Below are 19,551 nucleotides of genomic sequence, written 5' to 3' on the forward strand. Positions count from 1 at the left end.
AGCCGGGGGCATGCGGATCGCGGAGGTGCCCATGTCCGAGCGCTCGGAGCTCACGCTCCCCGACGGCGTACGGCTGCACGTGGAGGCGTACGGGCCGGCCGATGCCCCGCTCACCGTGGTGCTGGCACACGGCTGGTGCCAGGACCGGCGTACGTGGAAGCACCAGATCTCCGCCCTGCGGGTGCTGGGCGCCCGGCGCCCACGCGTGATCGTCTACGACACCCGGGGACACGGCCGCTCCGGCGCGACCGGGCTCGGCGGCGCCACCCTGGGCCAGCTGGGCGACGACCTCGCGGAGGTGCTGCGCCGCTACGCCCCGACCGGCCCGATCGTGCTCGGCGGGCACTCCATGGGCGGCATGACGATCATGGAGTACGCCCACGCCCACCCCGGCGAGTTCGCCCAGCGGGTGACCGGCCTGCTGTTCGTCTCGACCACCGCGGAGGGCCACACCCACACCCAGTACGGCCTGCCGGCCCGGATCGCGGCGCTGATGCGGGCGGGTGAGACGCTCGGGGCCGGTGTGCTGGCCCGCTCCGGCCCGTGGCGCCCGCACCGCGCCGTGCTGCCCGCGCTGCGCCCCGCCGTACGCTGGCTGCTGTTCGGCGACGACTACGACGAGGACGCGCTCGACCTGGCCATGCGCTGCTTCGGCCGGGCCTCGCTGCGCTCGATCGGCGCGTTCCGCTCCTCGATCGGCGCCCAGCAGCGTCTCGACACCCTGACCGCGCTGGCCGACGTGCCCGCCACGGTGCTGGTCGGCGAGCGCGACCGGCTGACCCCGCCCGCCTGCGCCCGCTCGATCGCCGAGGCGCTGCCCTTCGCCGACCTGCGGGTCGTGCCCGGGGCCGGCCACATGCTGCCGCTGGAACGGCCGCACGAGGTGTCGGCCGCCTTGACCGCCATCGTCGAACGCGCCACCCCGGCCCGCCGCCCGCGCCGCGCCCGCCGAACCACCAGCGCACTGAAGAAGGCCGCCTAGCCGTCGGGCCGGCGTTACCCCCTGAGCCCCTGTTCGACCAGCTCGGCCGGGGCAGTCTGCTCGGCCGGGTGGCCCCACCGCGTGACGTGGCTCTCGCCTGCCTCAGCCTCATGGAGCGGAGCTACGTCATCGGCACCGTGGCCGTCGTGGACGGCGGCAGCACCCTCACTTAATCGATCAGGGATTTGGCCAGGGCCTCCAGCAGGACCTCCGTGCCGGCGCGGCGCTGGGCGGCGTTGTCCAGGCCGTCGAGGTAGACGCCCTGCTCGGTGAGCACGAGGTCGGTGCCACCGCTCCGGGCGGCCTTGAATTCGGCGGTGACGACCGAGACCGAGATCCGGGCCCCGTTCAGGGTCATCTCGTACGTGTAGACCAGCCGCTCGTCCGGGACGATGTCGGTGTACGTGGCGAAGAAGCCGTACTCGGTGCCGTCCGGCAGCACGGTGGTGGCCGTCTCGCGGCCGCCCTCGCGGAAGTCGAAGGTCTTGTCCTTCTGCTGGGTCTGATCGTCGGGGGCGCCGAACCACTTGGCCTTGGCGGCCGGGTCGGCGAAGGCGCCGAACACTCGCGCGGGGGCCGCGGGGTAGTGACGGTCGAGCCGGAACGTGTCGTGCTGGACGGTCATGATTCCTCCAGGAAGTCGCCGAGGCGGTCGAGGCGGCTCAGCCATCCGGCCCGGCGCTCGGCGATCCACTGCTCGGCGGCGTCGAGCGCGACGGGCTCGAGGTAGCAGGTGCGGACCCGTCCGGTCTTCTGCGACCGCACGATGCCGCTCTCCTCGAGCACCCGCAGGTGCTGCATGACCGCGGGCAGGGACATCACCAGCGGCTCGGCCAGCTGTTTCACGGTGGCCGGGCCGCGGCTGAGCCGTTCGACCATGCTGCGGCGGCTGCCGTCGGCGAGGGCCGCGTACATCAGGTCGAGCGAGAGCGAATGGTTAAGCACTTGCCTAAGTATTGGGCCGGCCGCGCCGATGTCAAGGCCGGGTGAGACGCGGTGGGCCCGCACGGAGTAAGTTCGAGTGCTCCCTTATGCGAGCACGCTGCCCGAACGCGTGCATCGGGGTGCCGGAAAGAGAGATTCACCGTCTTGAGCGACGCCACCGTTCTTCAACAGGAGATCGCGGTCGAGCAGAAGCACGTCGACCGCGTCTATGCCCGGCTCGCCGAGCTCCGCCGTGACGCCTCACGGGCCGAGAAGGAGGGCTATCAGCTCGCCGGGGTGGGCACGTTCGGCGCGCTGGTGGAGCGGGACGCGATGGTTTTCCACGCCGCCCGCCGCCGGCACGCGCTCGACACCGAGTACGAGGGGCTGGTCTTCGGCCGCCTCGACCTGGGCACGGGGGCCACCCACTACGTCGGCCGCATGGGCATCCGCGACGACAGCTCGCAGCCTCTGGTGGTCGACTGGCGGGCCCCCGCCGCCGCCGCGTTCTACCGGGCCACCCCGGCCGAGCCGCTGGGGGTGGTCCGCCGCCGCATGATCCAGTCCAGCCGGGAGCGGGTCACCGGCATCGAGGACGACCTGCTCGACCCCGAGGCGGCGCCGGCCGACATGCGCGTGGTCGGCGACGGCGCGCTGCTGGCCAGCCTGTCCAAGGCCACCGGGCGCGGGATGCGCGACATCGTGGCCACCATTCAGCGTGAGCAGGACGACGCGATCCGCTCCCCCGCCTCGGGCGTGACGATCGTGACCGGCGGCCCCGGCACGGGCAAGACGGCCGTGGCCCTGCACCGCGCGGCCTACCTGCTCTACTCGGACCGCAACCGGTTCGCCGGCGGCGGCATCCTGGTGGTCGGCCCGTCCGGCGTCTTCGTCGACTACATCGCGACGGTGCTGCCCTCACTGGGCGAGGACACCGCGACCCTGCGCTCGCTGGGCACGCTCGTGCCGGGTTACGACGCGTCCCGGGTCGACCCCAGCCCGGTCGCCGCGATCAAGGGCTCGCTGCGCATGCGCCGGGTGCTCGAGCGCGCCTCGCACGACGCCGTGCCGGGTGGGCCGGCCGAGCTGCGCCTGCTCTATCGGGGCACGCTGCTGCGCCTGGACGCCAAGGAGCTCGACCGGATCCGCCGCTCGGCGCTGCCCCGCGGGGCCCGGCGCAACGAGGTGCGGGGTGCGGGCTTCGACCGCGTCTTCGACGCGCTGTGGGCGCAGGCCCGGCAGCAGAAGGTCACCGGTCTGCCCGAGAAGCCGGATTTCGAGGCCGAGCTGGCCGACCGGCCCGACTTCCGCGAGTTCCTCAAGGCCTGGTGGCCGCGCTTCACCCCGATGCGGGTGCTGCGCTGGCTGGCCGATCCGGGCCGGCTCCGGTCGTACGCGCACGGTCTGCTCTCCCGCGAGGAGGTCGGGCTGCTGCAGGGCTCGTTCGACGCGCTGGACTCCCGGGGTCCGACGATCGCCGACGTGGCCCTGCTGGACGAGCTGGACGAGCTGATGGGCCGCCCGCGCAAGCCGCAGCGCAAGACGAAGAACCCGTTCCACGTGCGCGACGGCATCCAGGAGCTGAGCACGGCCAACGAGCGGCAGGCGGCGGCCCGCGCCCAGCAGGTGCAGCGCGACGAGGACTACCGCGAGTACGCGCACGTGGTGGTGGACGAGTCGCAGGACGTCTCGCCGATGCAGTGGCGCATGATCGGCCGCCGCGGGTCGTACGCGTCGTGGACGATCGTCGGCGACCCGGCGCAGACGGCATGGTCGGGCGACGCCGAGGAGCTGGACCGCTCCCGCGACAAGGCGCTGGGCTCGCGTAAGCGCAACAGCTACGCGCTGACCACGAACTACCGCAACTCGTCGGAGATCTTCGCGGTGGCCGCCTCGGTGATCCGCCGGATCATGCCCGATCTGCCGCTGCCGACGGCCGTCCGCAGCACAGGGGTGGACCCGGTGGACGTGGTGACCGACGCCCCGGGGCTGCCCGAGCGGGTGCGTGAGGTGACCGAGAAGCAGCTGGCCGACGTCGACGGCACGATCGGCGTGATCACGCCGGTGCCGCGACGCGACGAGATGGCGGCCTGGGTCGCCGGCCTGCCGGAGCGGGTCCAGGTGGTCACGGCGCTGGAGGCCAAGGGCATGGAGTACGACGCGGTGGTGCTGGTCGAGCCGGGGTCCCTCACGAAGGATCCGGCCGGCCTGCGCACCCTCTACGTCGCCCTGTCCCGGGCCACCCAGCGCCTGACCACGATCGGAACCGACCCCGGCTGGCGCGGCTAGAACCTACGGAATGGGCACGGCCACGGCGTTGTACGTCGTGGCCGGCTCGGCCGGGGTCGTGAAGCGGGCGTTGGGCAGGTAGAACTTCGTGCCGTACTCGGCGATGGTGGTCGGCACGTCGAAGGCGGCGCTACCCGTACGGGAAACGACCCGGCCCTCGGTGGCGCGCTTGTCCAACGCGACCTCGGCGATCACGTTGAGCCGGTTCTGCACGACGTAGAGGGTGCGGCCGCGCAGCCACAGGCCGTCGCCGTTGACCACGGTCTCGGTGCCCAGCTTGATCTCGGTGCTGCGGCCGTCGTAGCCGACCTTGAAGAGCTTGCCGAGGTTGGACTGCACGACGATCAGGGCGCGGCCGTCCGGCGTACGGGAGATGCCGTTGGCGTTGTTGCCCGTCGTGTACTGGATGTCGCCGGTCAGCGGCACGGCCACCGGCGCCGACCTGAGGTTGAGCGGCACCTTCCACAGCACCGGGTTGGCCGAGTCGGTGAACCAGGCGGCGTCGCGGGTGAGCACGACGTCGTTGACGAACCAGGCGGTGCTGCCCGGGGTCTTGAGCGTGTAGGACTTGAGCACCCGGCCGCTGCGCAGGTCGACCACGCGGGCGCTGCCGGCGCTGCCACCGGCCACGAAGAGCCGGTCCCGGTTGTCGATCTTGAGGCCGAGCGACGGGTTGCCCGCCCCGGGGCCCTCACTGAGGACCGAGCCTTTCCCGGTACGCAGGCTGACCTTGTAGATGTCGCCGTCGACCCGGGAGCCGAAGTACGCGTACGGCTTGTCGCCGATCGCGATGCCCTCGGGCTGGAAGCCGGCGGGCAACGTCAGCGTGGTGGGCCACTTCGTCGCGGGCGCCGAGGGGTGGGCGGCGGCCGGTGTCGCGCCGGCCACCACGGCCAGCGCCGTGGAGATGACAATCGCGAGGGTACGTCTGGACACGGAGATCCTTTCCAGGCGGAACGTGCTGTCGTCGCGTACATACCCCGAACTCCGGCGAATGGTTCGACAGGCTATGGCGATCATCACATTCCAGGGTGCATGATCGACGTACGGTCACCGCGATGTGTGCCGACCTGCGGACCCACCCCCGGCATCCTCTCTACGCTTGGTGACCATGTCATCACGGGAGGACAGCATCATGCCCACGGTCATTCATCAGCCCCGGGTCGCGTGGGACGGGGCCCGCGCCTTCGTGCAGGCGGCGGGCAGCCCGCAGTCCGAGGGGTTCGCCGCGCGCGTGCTGAGCCGGCTCGGCAGCGAGATGTACGGCCACTTCGCCGACACCCGCCAGCGGCTGCTCACGGCGCTCGTCGAGACGGGCGGCGACCGGTATGCAGCCGACATCGAGGCCGGCAAGTGGCGCGTACGGCTGGAGGACCTGCTCCGGGAGCGTCCCGAGCTGACCGGGCCGGTGCTCGAGCTGACCGGTGAGGGATTCGAGCTCTGACGCTTTTGCGGTAATCCGCCCGAAGCGCCCCAACTAGGGGCAAGAATGCCCGTATGGGTGACGCTCGGGTGATGGTCTTCGCGCCGGCACCGCAGTTGACGGTGACCATCGAACAGCAACACAACCAGCCGGAGCTGCACGTGCACCCGGGTGGGCAGGGCATCTGGCAGGCTCGCATGATCACCTCGCTCGGCGCCGAGGTGACGCTCTGCACGGCGGTCGGCGGCGAGGTGGGCCGTGTGCTCAAGCCGCTGCTCGACTTCAAGGGCGTGCAGCTGCGCACGGTCCCGCGGGAAAGCGGCAGCGGCTGGTACGTGCACGACCGCCGCAACGGCAAGCGCCAGGAGCTCGCGGAGCAGCCCGGGGCCCCGTTCACCCGGCACGAGCTGGACGAGCTCTACAACCTCGCGCTGGCCGAGGGGCTACGGGCGGGCAACGCGATCCTCAGCGGCCCGGCGCACCCGTCGGTGATCCGGCCGGACGTCTACGGGCGCCTCGCGCACGACTTGAAGGCCCACGGCTGCCGGGTGATCGCCGACCTGTCCGGCGACCACCTCAAGGCGGTGCTCGAGGCCGGCCTGCACGTCGTCAAGGTCAGCCACGAGGAGCTGCTCCGGGACGGCATGATCAAGGACGCGTCCGAGAAGTCGCTCACCGAGGCGCTGGTCAAGCTGCACTCCGACGGTGCCGAGGCGGCCCTGCTGTCGCGGGCCGACGCGGGCGCGCTGGCCCTGTTCAACGAGCAGATCTACAAGGTCGCCATCCCGAAGCTCTCGATCGCCGACCATCGCGGCGCCGGTGACTCGATGACCGCCGGGGTCGCCGCCGTGCTGGCCAAGGGCGGCGAGATGACCCAGGCCGTCCGCACCGGGGCGGCCGCCGGAGCCCTCAACGTCACCCGGCACGGGCTCGGCACCGGGCACCTGGACGCCGTGCAGGTGCTCACCGAACGAGTCAAGATCACCCCTCTCAAGAAGGCGACATGACGAGAATCCTGGTCACCAACGACGACGGCATCGACGCGCCCGGTCTGCGCTGGCTGGCGCGGGCCGCGGCCCGGGAGGGGCACGACGTCACGGTCGCCGCGCCGGTCACCGAGGCCAGCGGCAGCAGCGCGGCCATGACGGCGGTGGAGGAGCACGGCAAGATCATTCTGCACAAGCGTGAGCTCCCCCACGCCAAGCACATTCCCGCGTACGCGGTAGCCGCTTCACCCGCCTACATCGTGCTGCTGGCCCTGCGGGAGGCGTTCGGCGACGTCCCCGACATGATCTTGTCGGGGATCAACCGGGGCGCCAACGCGGGCGCCGCGGTCGTGCACTCGGGCACGGTCGGGGCCACCCTGACCGGCTCGTACGCGGGTCTGCACGGGCTCGCGGTCTCGCTCGACGTGCTCTCGCCGCGGGCCTCCTCGGCGCGCAGCGGGGGCGCCGCCCTGGCCGCCCTCGACCACGAGGAGGACGAGAAGCGGCACTGGGACAGCGCGGCCGAGCTCGCCGTGCGCCTGCTGCCCACGCTGGCGCACACACCGCCCGGCACGATCTTCAACCTGAACGTGCCCGACCTGCACCTGGACGGGATCCGGGGGTTGCGGCGGGCCTCGCTGGCCCAGTTCGGCCAGGTGCAAGTGAGCATCGCCGAGGCCGGGGAGGGCTTCGTGCGCACAGCCGTGCAGGCCGCGGACGACACCCTGCAGCCCGACACCGACCTGGCCGCCCTGGCCGAGCACTTCGCCGTGGTCACGCCGATCCGGCCGCCACACGAGATGACCGAGGTCAAGATCAACCTCGAGGCGATCCCCCTGCACGCCTCGGCGCTGTAGGCGGGCACGAAAAAGGCCGGCCCTCCCCTGCGGGAAGGCCGGCCTTTCGACGAACTCAGGCCCCGGACACCGCCGGCTGCGCCGCGTCGGCCTGACCGAACGGCTGCGGATTGCCGAACAGACCGAGCAGCCCCGTCACCCACAACTGGCGGTGCGCGAAGCGGCTGGGCCGCGTGACGACCAGTTTGACCTCACTGACCTGCGCGAGCTGGAAAGCGGCGACGAGCGCGCTGATGCCCACGGAGTCGATGAAGGTCACATTTTGAAGATTGAGCTCGATGCGAGCGAGATGCCCGGCGGCCAACTGCCCCGCCACCGCCTCGCGGATCTCGTACGCGTTTTCGACGTCGATCTCGCCGCTGGGCGAGACCTCCACCACGTCGTCGGCAAGCGTCGACGTCATTATCGACAGCGTCACGCCAAATCCCTCCACCCACCCGGGACCTCCGGGCGTCGTTCCTCCTGCTCAGGGCCACTTCCGAGCGATCCCAGCTCGCCCGGCGCACCCCTCGCATCGGGGGTTGTCGAGACTACCCCCACAAGGTTCGGTGAAACTGACCGAAAGGTTAGGACCCGAACCTGTCAGGCACCTGAGTGCCTGATGTGAACCGGGTCAAGGATACCGGCTGGTGGCAAGTCGTTTCCGAAACGTGATGGCGTCCACACCGGACACGTTTGTTGAACGGCGCGCATGGGCACGGTTAAGCACGAACGGCGAGCGCGGGAGGTACCAACGATGTTCTCCAGCAAGAGCAAGACGGAACGAACGGCCGCGCAGGCCTGGGAGTATCTGTCGGCGGCCATGACGGCCGTGGGTGACACGGCCAAGGACACCGGCGACAAAGCGAGCACCCTGGCCGGCAAGGCCAGTGATCAGGGTCACAAGCTGGCCGGTAAAAGCTACAGGAAGAGCCAGAAGCTGGCGACCAAGGCGAGCGGCAAGGCCGATGTCGCCTGGCACCGCGCCAACGCGGCGGCGGCGGCCCTGGCCGGGCGCAAGCCGGCCCGCCCGTGGGGCCTGATCATCGGCGTGGGCCTGCTCGGCGCCGCGGTCGGTTACGCGGTCGCGCAGTCGGCCCGGGCCGCCCTCGAGCGTCAGGCCGAGCAGGAGGAGCTCGAGCTGGCCGAGACGGCGGTCGTGGTCACCCCGACGTACGACAACTGAGCCCTGCGACATCTCCCCCGGGCGGCGCCCCATGGCCGCCCGGGGCCTTGGCGTACCCGGGACGCCCGCAAGGGCCCCCTCTGACCCCCGCCGGAGCCGGGGGCCGGTTACAGTTTCGCCGTCTCTCCGCTGTGGCTCAGCCACCCGATTAGATAAGGTCCGTTGGTGCTCACTGCCGGCCACCTCCTCGGCAACCGTTACCGGTTGGACGAGCGCATCGCCACAGGCGGGATGGGTGACGTCTGGCGCGGCACCGATGTCGTGCTGGGCCGGGTCATCGCCGTCAAGGTCCTGCGCTCGAACATGATGGCCGACCCCGAGTTCGCCGCCCGGTTCTACGGCGAGGCCCGGATGATGGCGGCCTTCCGCCACCCCGGCGTGGTCGAGGTCTACGACTACGCCAGTGCCAACGAGTCGGGTGGCGAGGAGGGCATGGCCTATCTGGTCATGGCCTACGTCGAGGGCGAGCCGCTGTCGACCCGGGTCAAGCAGGGCCCGATGCCGGTGACCGAGGTCATGTCGATCGTGGCCCAGGCGGCCGACGCGCTGCACGCCGCCCACGAGAACGGCACGGTGCACCGCGACGTCAAGCCGGGCAACCTGATCGTCAAGCCCAACGGCACGGTCGTGCTGGTCGACTTCGGCGTGGCCCGCTCGGCCGCGGTCACCAGCGTCACGGCGGTCAACGCGATCGTCGGCACGGCGCTCTACATGGCGCCCGAGCAGGTCGCCAAGGGCAACGTCTCGGCCGCCACCGACATCTACGCGCTCGGCGCCGTGGCCTATCACTGCATCGCCGGCGAACCGCCCTTCGACGGCGACAACGCGCTCCAGGTCGCCCTGCGCCACCTGGAGGACGAGCCCGAGCCGCTGCCCGAGCACGTGCCGCTCGAGGTCCGCGAGCTGATCCAGAAGGCGATGGCCAAGCAGCCCGCCGACCGGTTCCAGACCGCGGCCGAGTTCGCCGAGGCCGCCTTCGCCGCGGCCGGCCCGCTCGACTGGAAGCGCCTGACCGGCACGTCGATGGTGGCCCCGCTCAGCCCGGCCGCACCCACCCGGGCCGTGCCGATGCCGCGCGACCTGCCGCCGGCGACACCCCCGCCCCCGCCGACCGGCCCGTCGTCGACCTCGACCGGCCTGACCCCCCGGCGGCCCCCACGCAGCCAGACGGCGCTGCTCGTGGGCGTGATCGCTCTGCTCGTGCTGGCCGGCGGCCTCGCCTTCGCGATCGCGCTGCGGCCCGACAACGACGCGAAGAGCCCGGTCGACAACACGGTGCCCGGCGGCGTGCCCTCCCAGCAGGTCGACGAGGCCACGCCCGACCCCACCGACCAGGTGAGCGAGGTGCCGAGCACCCGCTCGACGACGACGCGGGGCAACTCGCCGCAGCGCACCCAGACCCCGAGCGCGACGCCGAGCACGACGCCGCCGAGCCTGCCGACCACCACCCGGCCGACGTCGCGACCGCCGACCACGCCGCCGACGACCCCGCCGACCACGCCGCCGACGACGCCACCGACCACGCCGCCCACCACCACGCCCCCGCCGCCCGACACGGGTGGCGACGGTGGAGCGGCCGCGGGGGCCAACCCGTAGGGCGCTTGACTCTGACACTGTGTCAGGGCGGAAGGTGATCCCATGTTCAGCATCGGAGAGTTCGCCGGTCTGGGACGCGTGTCCGTTCGCATGCTGCGCCACTACGACGCGATCGGGCTGCTCCGGCCCGCCCACGTCGACCCGCACAGCGGTTATCGCTTTTACTCCGCCGCCCAGTTGCGCCTGCTCAACAGGGTGACCGCCCTCAAGGACCTCGGGTTCAGCCTGCACCAGGTGCAGACGCTGATCGACGAGAAGATCGACACGGCCGAGCTGTGGGGCATGCTGCGCCTGCGCAGGACCGAGCTCGCGGCGCGGATGGCGCAGGACACGGCACGGCTGGCCCAGGTCGACGCCCGCCTCCGCATGATCGAGAGTGAGGGGCACATGGATACCGGAGACGTCGTCCTCAAGCAGATCCCGGCCACCCGCTGCGCGATGCTCTGGGGCACCGCGACCAGCTACGACCACCCGACGTCGATCACCGAGAACTTGACGCCGCTGTATCCGCGGCTGATGGAGCTCATGGAGAAGCACAACGTGGCCATGTGCGCGGCGCCGATCGCGTACTACCTCCCCGCGCCGACCGAGCCGGGCGACGAGACGATCACGGTGCACGCCGCGTTCCCGATCGGCGCGGCCGAGGTCCCGCCCGGCGCCGGCTTCGAGGTCGTGACGCTGCCCGAGGTCGCCGAGGCGGCGACGGCACTGCACCACGGCTCGATGTCCGAGGCGTTCCGCACCGGGCAGAAGATCGCCAATTGGATCGACGACAACGGGTACCGCGCGGTCGAGCCGGGCTTCGCCGTCGAGGTCTACCTGGAGTGCCCGCCGGGCGAGTTCGACAAGTGGGTCACCGAGCTGCAGGTGCCGATCCGAACCGCACCCGAAAACTAACCTCAGGTTCCCCGGGGCGCGGCCGATGGGCCCGGGCGGCACGGAATCGCAACCGAGCCGCTACCGAAAGGCCCCGACGCATGCCGACCCCGATCCCGTACGCGGAGTATCCGACCACGCCGCCCTGGGGTGTGCCGGAGACCCCGGCCGCCCCGGCCGAACCTTCGGCCCCGCCCGCGACGCCTCCCCGGCTGTTCGTGCGCTTCCCGGAGGAGATGGCGCGGGCCGCCCGGCCGCAGGCCCCGGCGTGGCTGCCCGTGGTCTTCTGGACACTGCTGCTCGGCGTGCCCGGGGCCGTGTCGGCGATCCGGCGCAGCACCGAGGCCCGGCACGGCGGCCATGAGCGTTACCCGTACTGGCTCGCCTTCGGCACGGTCCTCGCGGTGGCGGCCGCGACGGTGATGTTCCTTGAATAGCTCACATCTCGTCGGGCACCGGGATGCCGAGCAGGTCGAGGCCCAGGCGCAGGGTCTCGCCGGTGCGGGCGGTCAGGGCCAGCCGGCTGGGTGAGCCGAGGATCGGGCGGCACGTCTCGTAGAACGTGGAGAAGGCCACCGCCACGTCGTGCAGGTGGACGGCCAGCCGGTGCGGTTCGCGGTGCTCGATCGCGGCCGCCGCGGCCGGCTCGAAGCCCAGCAGGGTCAGCGCCAGCCGCCGCTCCGCCGGATGACCCAGGACGACCGGGCCGGGCGCCGCGCCCGCCTTGGCCAGCAGCGAGCGGATCCGGACCAGCGCGTACTGCAGGTAGGGACCGGTGTCGCCGGTCACGGCCAGCATCCGGTCCCAGTCGAAGACGTAGTCGCTGCGCCGGTCGTTGGCCAGGTCGGCGTACTTGATCGCGCCGATGCCCACGGCCGGGGCGGTGGCCCGCTCGTCGGCCTCGTCGAGCAGGCCGGCCAGTTTGATCGTGTCGCCGGACCGGGTCTTGAGCATCCGGCCGTCCGGGCCCAGCACCGAGCCGAAGTTGACGTGCTCGGCGGTGACCCCCGCGGGCAGCCAGCCGGCAGCCCGGCCGACCGCGAAGACCATGGCGAAGTGGTTGGCCTGCGGGGTGCCGACCACGTAGAGCAGGCGGGTCGCGGCCAGCTCCCGGGTGCGGTGCCGCAGGGCGGCGAGGTCCGTGGCCGCGTACCCGAAACCGCCGTCGCTCTTGCGGACGATCAGCGGGAGCGGTTGCCCGTCGCGGCCGGTGAACCCGGCAGGGAAGGCGCAGAGCGCCCCCTCGCTCTCGACCAGCAGCCCCTTGGCCGTCAGCTCGTCGACCACCGAGCCCAGCTGGTCCTGGTAGGAGCTCTCGCCGCTGAAGTCGGCCCGGGTCAGCGTGATGCCGAGCCGCTCGTAGTCGGCCACGAACGACCGCTCGGACTGCTCGACCAGCCGGTGCCACATCGCCCGGGTCGCCGGGTCGCCGTTCTGCAACGCCACCACCCGCAGCCGGGCCCGCGTACGGAAATCGGGATCGTTGTCGAACGTGACCCGCGCCTGCTGGTAGAACGCGGTGAGGTCGCTCAGCGAGTAGTCGCCGTCGTGGTCGGACATGTGCTCGATCAGCATGCCGAACTGCGTGCCCCAGTCGCCCAGGTGGTTGACCCGCACCACGTCGTGCCCGCCCCAGCTGAGCAGCCGGGCCAGCGCGTCCCCGATGATCGTCGACCGCAGGTGCCCGACGTGCAACTCCTTGGCCACGTTGGGGCCCGAGTAGTCGAGGACGATCCGTTCCTTCGCGCCCGGTGGCGGGTCGAGCGGGTACGCGGCCGCGAGCACCGCGTCGTCGACGGTCAGGTTGAGGAAGCCGGGACCGGAGAGCTCGGCCGTGGCCAGCCCGGTCAGGTCGGCCCGGGCCGCGACGTCGGCCGCGATCTCGCGCGGGGCCCGGCCCAGCCGGCGGGCCAGGCCGAGGGCGGCTCCGGACTGGAAGTCGGCGTGCTGCGAGGCCCGCACGAGGGGGTCGACCGGCTCGCCGGCCACCGCTTCGAACGCGACCGCCAGCCGAGCGGCGAGAACAGCTTCGAGATTCATTGACACACCCATCGACGTACGCGAAAGCGGGTCGACCGGGTCGTGCAAGCAGAGCACCGGCGGGATCGACCCGCCGGGAGGAGAACAGGACTCAGCGGCGGTCGTCGGGGCGGCGTCGCTCGCTGAAGGTCGTCATGGGCACACCGTAGCTCATCCCGGCCCGGTGGCCGTAGCAAGATAGGGCCGTGAGTTGGGTGGCCGGCGAGACCGGAGTGATGCGACTGCCGTCGGGGCGCCTGGTGCGAGGGCGAGGGCTGCGGGACCCGATGCCGTCGGGGCACCCGCCCGCTTTCGGGGCCTACCTGCTGGGCTCGGCGCCGCCCGAGTTCGGGTGGGTCAGCCGCTGGATCCGATGGCCCGACTTCCGGCTTCCGGCCGACCCCTCGTACGCGGGAAAGGTCTTGGCCGAGGTGTGGGAGCGCGCGGCCGGCGAGCGGGTGGAGATCGCGTGCGGCGGCGGCCGCGGACGCACCGGCACCGCGCTGGCCTGCGTGGCGGTCATCGACGGGGTGCCCGCGGAGGAGGCGGTGGCCTACGTGCGCGAGCACTACCATCCGCGGGCCGTCGAGACGCCCTGGCAGCGAAAATTCGTCCGTTCCTTCACCCGTTAGGAAAATACCGTGATGATCAGAAGCGGCCATTAGGCTGGAGCGGCATGTCCGGCGCCTTGGGGGGACTCATGATCGTCGTGGAGCGCAGCCTGGCCGTGACCGCCGCCCCGCCGCTGGCGCTCGGCTACCTGGCCGATTTCGGCAACACCGCGGTGTGGGATCCGGTCGTGCGCCAGTCGATCCGCAACGGCGCCGGGCCCATCGTGCCGGGGGTCAGCTGGCGCCAGGTGTGCCGGCTGCTCGGCATCACCACCGAACTGACCTACACGCTGGTCACCTCGGAACCCGGGCGGCTGCTGTTCCACGGGCGCAACGAAGGGGCCACCTGCGTCGACACTGTGGTCGTGCGGGCGGCCCCGTCGGGTTGCGAGGTCACTTACCGGGTCGAGCTCGAGGTGCACGGGCTGGCCAAGCTGGCCTCCCGGCTGATCAAGATGGAGTTCGAGAAGGTCGGGAACAGGGGCGCGGCCGCCCTCACCCAGGCGCTGAACAGCCTGGCCCCCGCGGCTCCCTAGGCGCGGGTCGCGACGACCTGCAGGTAGGCCGACGGGATCCGGGCCGTGCCGTCGGTGGCCGTGTTGTAACGCCCGACCAGGGCGACCAGGTCGTCGTAGAGCGGCTTGCCGCCGTCCGGGCCGAGCGCCTCGAACGCCTTGAGCGTCGGGCCGTAGTACTCGCGGAAGTAGTCGGCGAAATGCTCGGCCGTCCGGAAGCGGAAGACGAACTCGCGGCGGGTCGTGCGCAGGTCACGCACCCGGTCGCCGAACAGTTCGCGGACGCGGGCCTCGCTGCCCCACTCGACCGGCCCGCGGATGCCGGGCGGTGGCGGCACCCGGCGGCCCACCGTGCGGAACATCTCGCCGATGAAACCGTCGGGCGTCCAGTTGGCCATGGCGATCGTGCCCCCGGCCCGGCACACCCGGGTCAGCTCGGCCGCGGTGCGCTCCTGGTCGGGGGCGAACATCGCGCCGACCACCGAGAGCACGGCGTCGAAACGGCCGTCGTCGTACGGCAGGTGCTCGGCGTCGGCGATCTCCGTGGTCAACGGCAGGCGTTCCGCGTCGGCCCGCTCCCGGGCCCGGGCCAGCAGCCCCGGCACGTAGTCGGAAGCGGTCACCCGGCACCCGCACCGGGCGGCGGCCAGGGCGGCGTTGCCGGTGCCGGCCGCCACGTCCAGCACGTCCGCACCCGGCGCGAGGTCGGCCGCCTGCACCGTCTCCTCGGCCATCGGATGGATCAGGGAGGCCACCGCGCCGTAGTCGCCGCTGGCCCAGGTCTTCTGCTGCTTGGCTTTGAGTCCTTCGAGATTCAGCTCCGTCATGCCTACGACGCTACGAATCCGCAGCTCCGGGCACATGGGGAAGGCTCCCTATGTTGGCCCGCTCCATTACCCAGTGCGTGCGCGAACCGACGGCGCACCGGACCCGAGTACATTCGCGGGCTGAACCCGAGCGATGTCAGGACTATGCCATGAGCATCGAAGCCACTCCGCTCGTGACAGAACTTTGACATCTCTTCGTCGCGAATCCGCGCTGATTTGCAGGGAAATCGTCGGCCATTAGGTGCGGCGGCTACAGAGTTGGAACAGTCAAGAAATGTCAGAGTAATGACTCACGGTCAGTCTGCTTTCACTAGCAGCGGCCGAACGGAGTCTCCTATATGTCCTCCACCAGCAAGCGGATGCGCGCGCTTGTCGCCACGGGCGCCATCGCGACGACCATGGCCCTCGTGCTCACCGGCTGCGGCGCGCGAGCCGGCGACGACACGGCCGGCGCCGGGTCGTCCGCGGCAGCCAGCTGCGTCGACACCTCCGGCGACACCGTCAAGCTCGGCTTCCTGAACTCCCTGACCGGCGGCATGGCGATCTCGGAGAAGACCGTCTCCAATGTGCTGCACATGGCCGCCGACGAGATCAACGCCGACGGCGGCATCCTCGGCAAGAAGATCGAGTACGTCCAGGAGGACGGCGCCACCGACTGGCCCACCTTCGCGGAGAAGACCGAGAAGCTGCTCACCCAGGACTGCGTGGCCGCGATCTTCGGCGGCTGGACCTCGTCCTCCCGCAAGGCGGTGAAGCCGGTCGTCGAGAAGTTCAACGGCCTCTTCTTCTACCCGGTGCAGTACGAGGGCCTCGAGTCGTCGCCGAACATCTACTACACCGGCGCGACCACCAATCAGCAGATCATCCCGGCGATGGACTTCCTCGCCTCCAAGGGGGTGAAGACGCTGTTCCTCGCGGGCAGCGACTACGTCTTCCCCCGCACCGCGAACGCGATCATCAAGCTCTACGCGGCCAAGCTCGGCATCAAGATCGTCGGCGAGGAGTACGTGCCCCTCGACAAGGACGACTGGACCAGCCAGGTGGCGAAGATCGTGGCGGCCAAGCCGGACTTCATTTTCAACACCATCAACGGCTCGTCGAACGTCGGGTTCATCAAGGCGTACTACGACGCCGGCCTCACCCCCGCCAAGACGCCGATCATCTCGGTGTCGATCGCCGAGGAGGAGGCACCGGCCATGGGCCACGAAGTCACCGGCAACTACGCGTCGTGGAACTACTTCCAGTCGCTCGAGACCGACACCAACCCGAAGTTCATCAAGAGCTGGAAGGCCTACCCCAACAGCAGCGGCGTCACCTCCGACCCGATGGAAGCCGCCTACATCTCGCTCCACCTGTACAAGGCCCTCGTCGAGGCGGCCGGGTCGTTCGACGTCAACGCGGTGAACGCCGCGGCGAAGGCGAAGCCCATCACGTTCGACGCACCGGAGGGCAAGGTCACGCTCGACGGCGAGAACCACCACATCTCCAAGCCCGGCCACATCGGACGGATCAACGCCGACAACCAGTTCGACATCGTCTGGGCCTCCGACGGCTTCATCAAGCCCGACCCGTACCTCGAAGGCTACGACTGGTTCCCGGCGGACATCCGCAAGCAGCTCACGGACGCGGCGGGCTGATCACCCCGGGGTCGCACGTCACCGACGGCGTGCGACCCCTCCCCCTCCACCGAGACGCTAGAGAGAGCGAACGCACGTGGACGCACTGATCGCACCACTGCTGAACGGCAGCGCCCAAGGCGCGCTGCTCCTGCTGGCCGCGCTGGGCCTCTCGCTCACCTTCGGCCAGATGGGCGTCATCAACATGGCCCACGGCGAGTTCCTCATGATCGGCGCCTTCGCCGCCTACCTCGTCCAGCAAGTCGTCACCGCCAGCAACCTGTCGATCCCGGTCGCGCTGCCGGTCGCGTTCGTCGTGGCCGGCCTGTTCGGCCTCCTGCTCGAGGTCACCATCATCCGCTGGATGTACCGCAGGCCCCTGGACACCCTGCTCGTCACGGTCGGCGTCGGCCTGATCCTGCAGCAGGCGGCCCTGCAGATCTTCCCGTCCCAGGGTGTCCCGGTCGAGAAACCCGGCTGGCTCGACGGGCAGCTGACCGTCCTCGGCTACAACTGGCCGCTGCGGCAGCTGTTCACCATCCTGCTCGCGACCGCCTGCGTCGCCGCGCTGTCGGCCTGGCTCAAGTACACCTCGTTCGGCCGCCGCATCCGGGCGACCGTGCACAACCGGGACCTCGCCGAGACCACGGGAATCTCCACCCGCAGCATCGACCGCCTCACCTTCTTCGTCGGCTCCGGTCTGGCCGGGGTCGCCGGGGTCACCGCGTCGCTCATCGGCGGCACGAACTCGCAGATGGGCGCGCAGTACATCATCCCGGCCTTCCTCGTCGTCGCCGCCGGTGGCATCGGCCAGCTCAGGGGCACCGTCATCGCCGCGTGGGCGGTGGGTGTGGCCCTCTCGTTCTTCGCCTACTGGACGACCGGCAGCCTGGCGCAGGTGCTCGCCTTCATCCTTGTGATCGTCTTCCTGCAGCTGCGCCCGCAGGGCCTGTTCACGGTGCGAACCAGGAGTCTGGCATGACCAAGCTGAAGCCATGGATCTCCCTCAGCGGCATCGGGGTGTTCGCCGTCCTGCTCCTCGCGGTCGCCCCTCTCGTACTCACCGATCATTGGCTCAACAACCTCGGCAAGTACTGCTGCTGGGCCATCGCCGCCGTCGGCATCGGCCTGGCCTGGGGCCGGGGCGGGATGCTGGTGATGGGGCAGGGGGTGTTCTTCGCCCTCGGCGCCTATGCGATGGCCATGCACCTGACCCTGGAGACCGCCGGTGACCGGGTCCCCGGGTTCATGGTGCTCTACGATCCGCTCGCGCCGCTCCCGGTGTTCTGGGAACCGTTCCGCAGCGCGGGGTTCACCCTGCTGGCGATCGTGCTGCTCCCGGTAATCGTGGCCGGGGTCCTCGGCTACGCGCTGTTCAAGCGCCGGGTGAAGGGCGCGTACTTCGCGATCCTGACGCAGGCACTCGCCGTCGCGCTGGCCACCCTGATCAGCTCGACGATCCGTGAGACCGGTGGCGACACCGGGCTCAGCGACTTCAAGTACTTCTTCGGTTTCGTGCTCAACGACCCGGCGAACAAGTTGCTGGTGTACCTGATCGCGGCCGCGCTGCTCATCGTGTGCCTGCTCGCGGTGTGGCAGTTCTACCGCAGCCGCTTCGGTGAGCTCCTGGTGGCCACCCGGGACGCCGAGGAGCGGGTGCGCTTCCTCGGCTACGACCCGGCCAACGTCAAGCTCGTCGCCTTCGTCGTCTCCGCGCTGATGGCCAGCATCGGCGGAGCGATGTTCGTGCCCATCGTCGGCATCATCACCCCGGCCGAGATCGGCGCCGCCGCCTCGATCCTCATGATCGCGGGCGTGGCCCTGGGTGGCCGCGCATCGCTCTTCGGCCCCGCCCTGGGCGCGATGGCGGTCGGATGGGGACAGTCGAGCCTCGGCTCCACCTGGCCCGACGGCTGGACCTACATCCTGGGTCTGCTGTTCATCGTCGTCATCCTGTTCCTGCCCAACGGGCTGTCGTCGCTGCCGGCCAGGTTCGCGGCGCTACGCCGGCGGAGCCCGGCCGAACAGCCCGCCCCGGCGCTCGCCGGCGCCGAGCTCGAGGAGGTGCGGTCATGACCGGCGCTTCGCTCGTCGTCACGGATCTTCGTGTCGAGTTCTCGGGTTTCGTCGCGGTCGGCGGCGTCTCCTTCGACGCGCACCCCGGCGAGGTCCGGTTCCTCATCGGCCCGAACGGCGCCGGCAAGACGACCTGCATCGACGCCGTCACGGGGCTGACCAAGGGCACCGGGTCGGCCCGGCTCGGCGACGAAGAGCTGCTGGGCAAGCAGGTACACAAGATCGTCCGGCTCGGGGTCGGCCGCACGTTCCAGACCGCGAGCGTCTTCGACGAGCTGACCGTGCTGCAGAACCTCGACATCGCCGCCGGGCTCCGCCGCTCCCCGGTCTCGCTGCTGCGAGCCCGGCGCGGTGTCGACCCGTCGATCGAGCAGGCGCTGGAGGAGACCGGTCTTGCCGGCGAACTCGCCACGCCGGCCGGCATCCTGTCGCACGGCCAGAAGCAGTGGCTCGAAATCGCGATGCTGCTCGTGCAGGACGCGAAGGTGCTGCTGCTGGACGAGCCCGTCGCCGGCATGAGCCACGACGAGCGCACCGCGACCGGCGAGCTCCTGCAGCGCATCGCGGCCAAGCGGATCGTGCTCGTGGTCGAACACGACATGGACTTCATGCGCCGCTTCGCCACCCGCGTGACAGTGCTGCACCAGGGCCAGGTGCTCTCGCAGGGCACAGTGGCCGAGGTTCAGGCCGATCCCCAGGTGCAGGAGGTCTACCTCGGCACTGCGGGCGCCGCCACCACAGCCGCCATGGCGGTCGTGCCCGAACCGCTGAAGCCGACGGAGGACTGAC

Annotated in this window: 21 protein-coding genes; 15 read left to right on the forward strand and 6 right to left on the reverse strand. The window is 70.8% G+C overall.

The window, feature by feature from the left end; all coding sequences use genetic code 11:
* The first annotated feature begins 10 nt into the window (after positions 1 to 10).
* Complete coding sequence (locus BKA14_RS23475; protein ID WP_239092727.1) at positions 11 to 982, forward strand: alpha/beta fold hydrolase; 972 nt, start codon at positions 11 to 13, stop codon at positions 980 to 982.
* 169 nt (positions 983 to 1,151) lie between these two features.
* Here BKA14_RS23475 and BKA14_RS23480 read toward each other — a convergent pair whose 3' ends face one another.
* Together BKA14_RS23480 and BKA14_RS23485 are read right to left on the reverse strand one after the other, a co-directional pair.
* The gene (locus BKA14_RS23480; protein ID WP_184953039.1) at positions 1,152 to 1,607 is read right to left on the reverse strand and encodes an SRPBCC family protein; all 456 of its coding nucleotides are present in this window, start codon (positions 1,605 to 1,607) and stop codon (positions 1,152 to 1,154) included.
* Complete coding sequence (locus BKA14_RS23485) at positions 1,604 to 1,927, reverse strand: ArsR/SmtB family transcription factor (RefSeq protein WP_184953040.1); 324 nt, start codon at positions 1,925 to 1,927, stop codon at positions 1,604 to 1,606. Before BKA14_RS23485 ends, BKA14_RS23480 begins: the two co-directional genes overlap by 4 nt.
* Positions 1,928 to 2,071: 144 nt before the next feature.
* Between BKA14_RS23485 and BKA14_RS23490 the strand changes: the two genes are divergently transcribed.
* Complete coding sequence (locus tag BKA14_RS23490) at positions 2,072 to 4,195, forward strand: HelD family protein (RefSeq protein ID WP_184953041.1); 2,124 nt, start codon at positions 2,072 to 2,074, stop codon at positions 4,193 to 4,195.
* A gap of 3 nt (positions 4,196 to 4,198) precedes the next feature.
* Here the strand turns inward: BKA14_RS23490 and BKA14_RS23495 are convergent, their stop codons facing one another.
* A complete protein-coding gene (locus BKA14_RS23495; protein ID WP_184953042.1) occupies positions 4,199 to 5,131 on the reverse strand; it encodes an SMP-30/gluconolactonase/LRE family protein in 933 nt (310 codons plus the stop codon).
* Between the two features lie 175 nt (positions 5,132 to 5,306).
* Between BKA14_RS23495 and BKA14_RS23500 the strand changes: the two genes are divergently transcribed.
* Genes BKA14_RS23500 through surE form a run of 3 tightly spaced genes read left to right on the forward strand, consistent with a single transcriptional unit; the run spans position 5,307 to position 7,461 of the window.
* Positions 5,307 to 5,639 carry a hypothetical protein gene (locus tag BKA14_RS23500; RefSeq protein ID WP_221477303.1) on the forward strand — a complete coding sequence of 111 codons (333 nt, stop codon included), beginning with the start codon at positions 5,307 to 5,309 and terminating at the stop codon, positions 5,637 to 5,639.
* Positions 5,640 to 5,692: 53 nt separating this feature from the next.
* Entirely contained in the window at positions 5,693 to 6,625 is a 933-nt protein-coding gene (locus BKA14_RS23505) for a 1-phosphofructokinase family hexose kinase (protein WP_239092726.1), read from the forward strand.
* A complete protein-coding gene (surE, locus tag BKA14_RS23510; RefSeq protein WP_184953043.1) occupies positions 6,622 to 7,461 on the forward strand; it encodes a 5'/3'-nucleotidase SurE in 840 nt (279 codons plus the stop codon). The genes BKA14_RS23505 and surE overlap by 4 nt, the downstream gene beginning before the upstream one ends.
* A 55-nt stretch (positions 7,462 to 7,516) precedes the next feature.
* On the opposite strand, the gene BKA14_RS23515 is transcribed toward surE, so the two are convergent.
* Positions 7,517 to 7,879: an STAS domain-containing protein gene (locus tag BKA14_RS23515; protein ID WP_184953044.1), complete on the reverse strand. Its 363-nt coding sequence runs from the start codon at positions 7,877 to 7,879 to the stop codon at positions 7,517 to 7,519.
* A 318-nt stretch (positions 7,880 to 8,197) separates the two neighbouring features.
* Between BKA14_RS23515 and BKA14_RS23520 the strand changes: the two genes are divergently transcribed.
* The 4 genes from BKA14_RS23520 (at position 8,198) to BKA14_RS23535 (ending at position 11,535) form a co-directional block, all read left to right on the forward strand.
* Positions 8,198 to 8,626, forward strand: coding sequence for a hypothetical protein (locus tag BKA14_RS23520; RefSeq protein ID WP_184953045.1), 429 nt, complete (start codon positions 8,198 to 8,200; stop codon positions 8,624 to 8,626).
* 165 nt (positions 8,627 to 8,791) lie between these two features.
* A complete protein-coding gene (locus BKA14_RS23525; protein ID WP_184953046.1) occupies positions 8,792 to 10,222 on the forward strand; it encodes a serine/threonine-protein kinase in 1,431 nt (476 codons plus the stop codon).
* Between the two features lie 42 nt (positions 10,223 to 10,264).
* Positions 10,265 to 11,119: a MerR family transcriptional regulator gene (locus BKA14_RS23530; RefSeq protein WP_184953047.1), complete on the forward strand. Its 855-nt coding sequence runs from the start codon at positions 10,265 to 10,267 to the stop codon at positions 11,117 to 11,119.
* Between the two features lie 80 nt (positions 11,120 to 11,199).
* Entirely contained in the window at positions 11,200 to 11,535 is a 336-nt protein-coding gene (locus BKA14_RS23535) for a hypothetical protein (RefSeq protein WP_184953048.1), read from the forward strand.
* Between the two features lies 1 nt (position 11,536).
* Here BKA14_RS23535 and argS read toward each other — a convergent pair whose 3' ends face one another.
* Positions 11,537 to 13,138 (reverse strand): arginine--tRNA ligase, encoded by a 1,602-nt coding sequence (gene argS / locus BKA14_RS23540; protein ID WP_184953049.1) that lies wholly within the window; start codon positions 13,136 to 13,138, stop codon positions 11,537 to 11,539.
* A 215-nt stretch (positions 13,139 to 13,353) separates the two neighbouring features.
* Here argS and BKA14_RS23545 point away from each other — a divergent pair, with 215 nt between their 5' ends.
* Positions 13,354 to 13,749 carry a protein-tyrosine phosphatase family protein gene (locus BKA14_RS23545; protein ID WP_184956916.1) on the forward strand — a complete coding sequence of 132 codons (396 nt, stop codon included), beginning with the start codon at positions 13,354 to 13,356 and terminating at the stop codon, positions 13,747 to 13,749.
* Between the two features lie 44 nt (positions 13,750 to 13,793).
* Positions 13,794 to 14,264, forward strand: coding sequence for an SRPBCC family protein (locus BKA14_RS23550; protein WP_184953050.1), 471 nt, complete (start codon positions 13,794 to 13,796; stop codon positions 14,262 to 14,264).
* Here the strand turns inward: BKA14_RS23550 and BKA14_RS23555 are convergent.
* Positions 14,261 to 15,070, reverse strand: coding sequence for a class I SAM-dependent methyltransferase (locus BKA14_RS23555; protein ID WP_203722222.1), 810 nt, complete (start codon positions 15,068 to 15,070; stop codon positions 14,261 to 14,263). The genes BKA14_RS23550 and BKA14_RS23555 overlap by 4 nt on opposite strands.
* A gap of 338 nt (positions 15,071 to 15,408) precedes the next feature.
* Here BKA14_RS23555 and urtA point away from each other — a divergent pair, with 338 nt between their 5' ends.
* From urtA to urtD, 4 genes are all read left to right on the forward strand, one after another.
* A complete protein-coding gene (urtA, locus tag BKA14_RS23560) occupies positions 15,409 to 16,707 on the forward strand; it encodes an urea ABC transporter substrate-binding protein (RefSeq protein ID WP_184953052.1) in 1,299 nt (432 codons plus the stop codon).
* 76 nt (positions 16,708 to 16,783) lie between these two features.
* Positions 16,784 to 17,668: an urea ABC transporter permease subunit UrtB gene (urtB, locus tag BKA14_RS23565; protein ID WP_184953053.1), complete on the forward strand. Its 885-nt coding sequence runs from the start codon at positions 16,784 to 16,786 to the stop codon at positions 17,666 to 17,668.
* Positions 17,665 to 18,762, forward strand: a complete 1,098-nt coding sequence (urtC, locus tag BKA14_RS23570) for an urea ABC transporter permease subunit UrtC (protein WP_184953054.1) — start codon at positions 17,665 to 17,667, stop codon at positions 18,760 to 18,762. Before urtB ends, urtC begins: the two co-directional genes overlap by 4 nt.
* Positions 18,759 to 19,550, forward strand: coding sequence for an urea ABC transporter ATP-binding protein UrtD (gene urtD, locus BKA14_RS23575; RefSeq protein ID WP_184953055.1), 792 nt, complete (start codon positions 18,759 to 18,761; stop codon positions 19,548 to 19,550). The genes urtC and urtD overlap by 4 nt, the downstream gene beginning before the upstream one ends.
* Position 19,551 lies beyond the last annotated feature (1 nt).

Source organism: Paractinoplanes abujensis (assembly GCF_014204895.1).
Taxonomy (GTDB): Bacteria; Actinomycetota; Actinomycetes; order Mycobacteriales; family Micromonosporaceae; genus Actinoplanes; species Actinoplanes abujensis.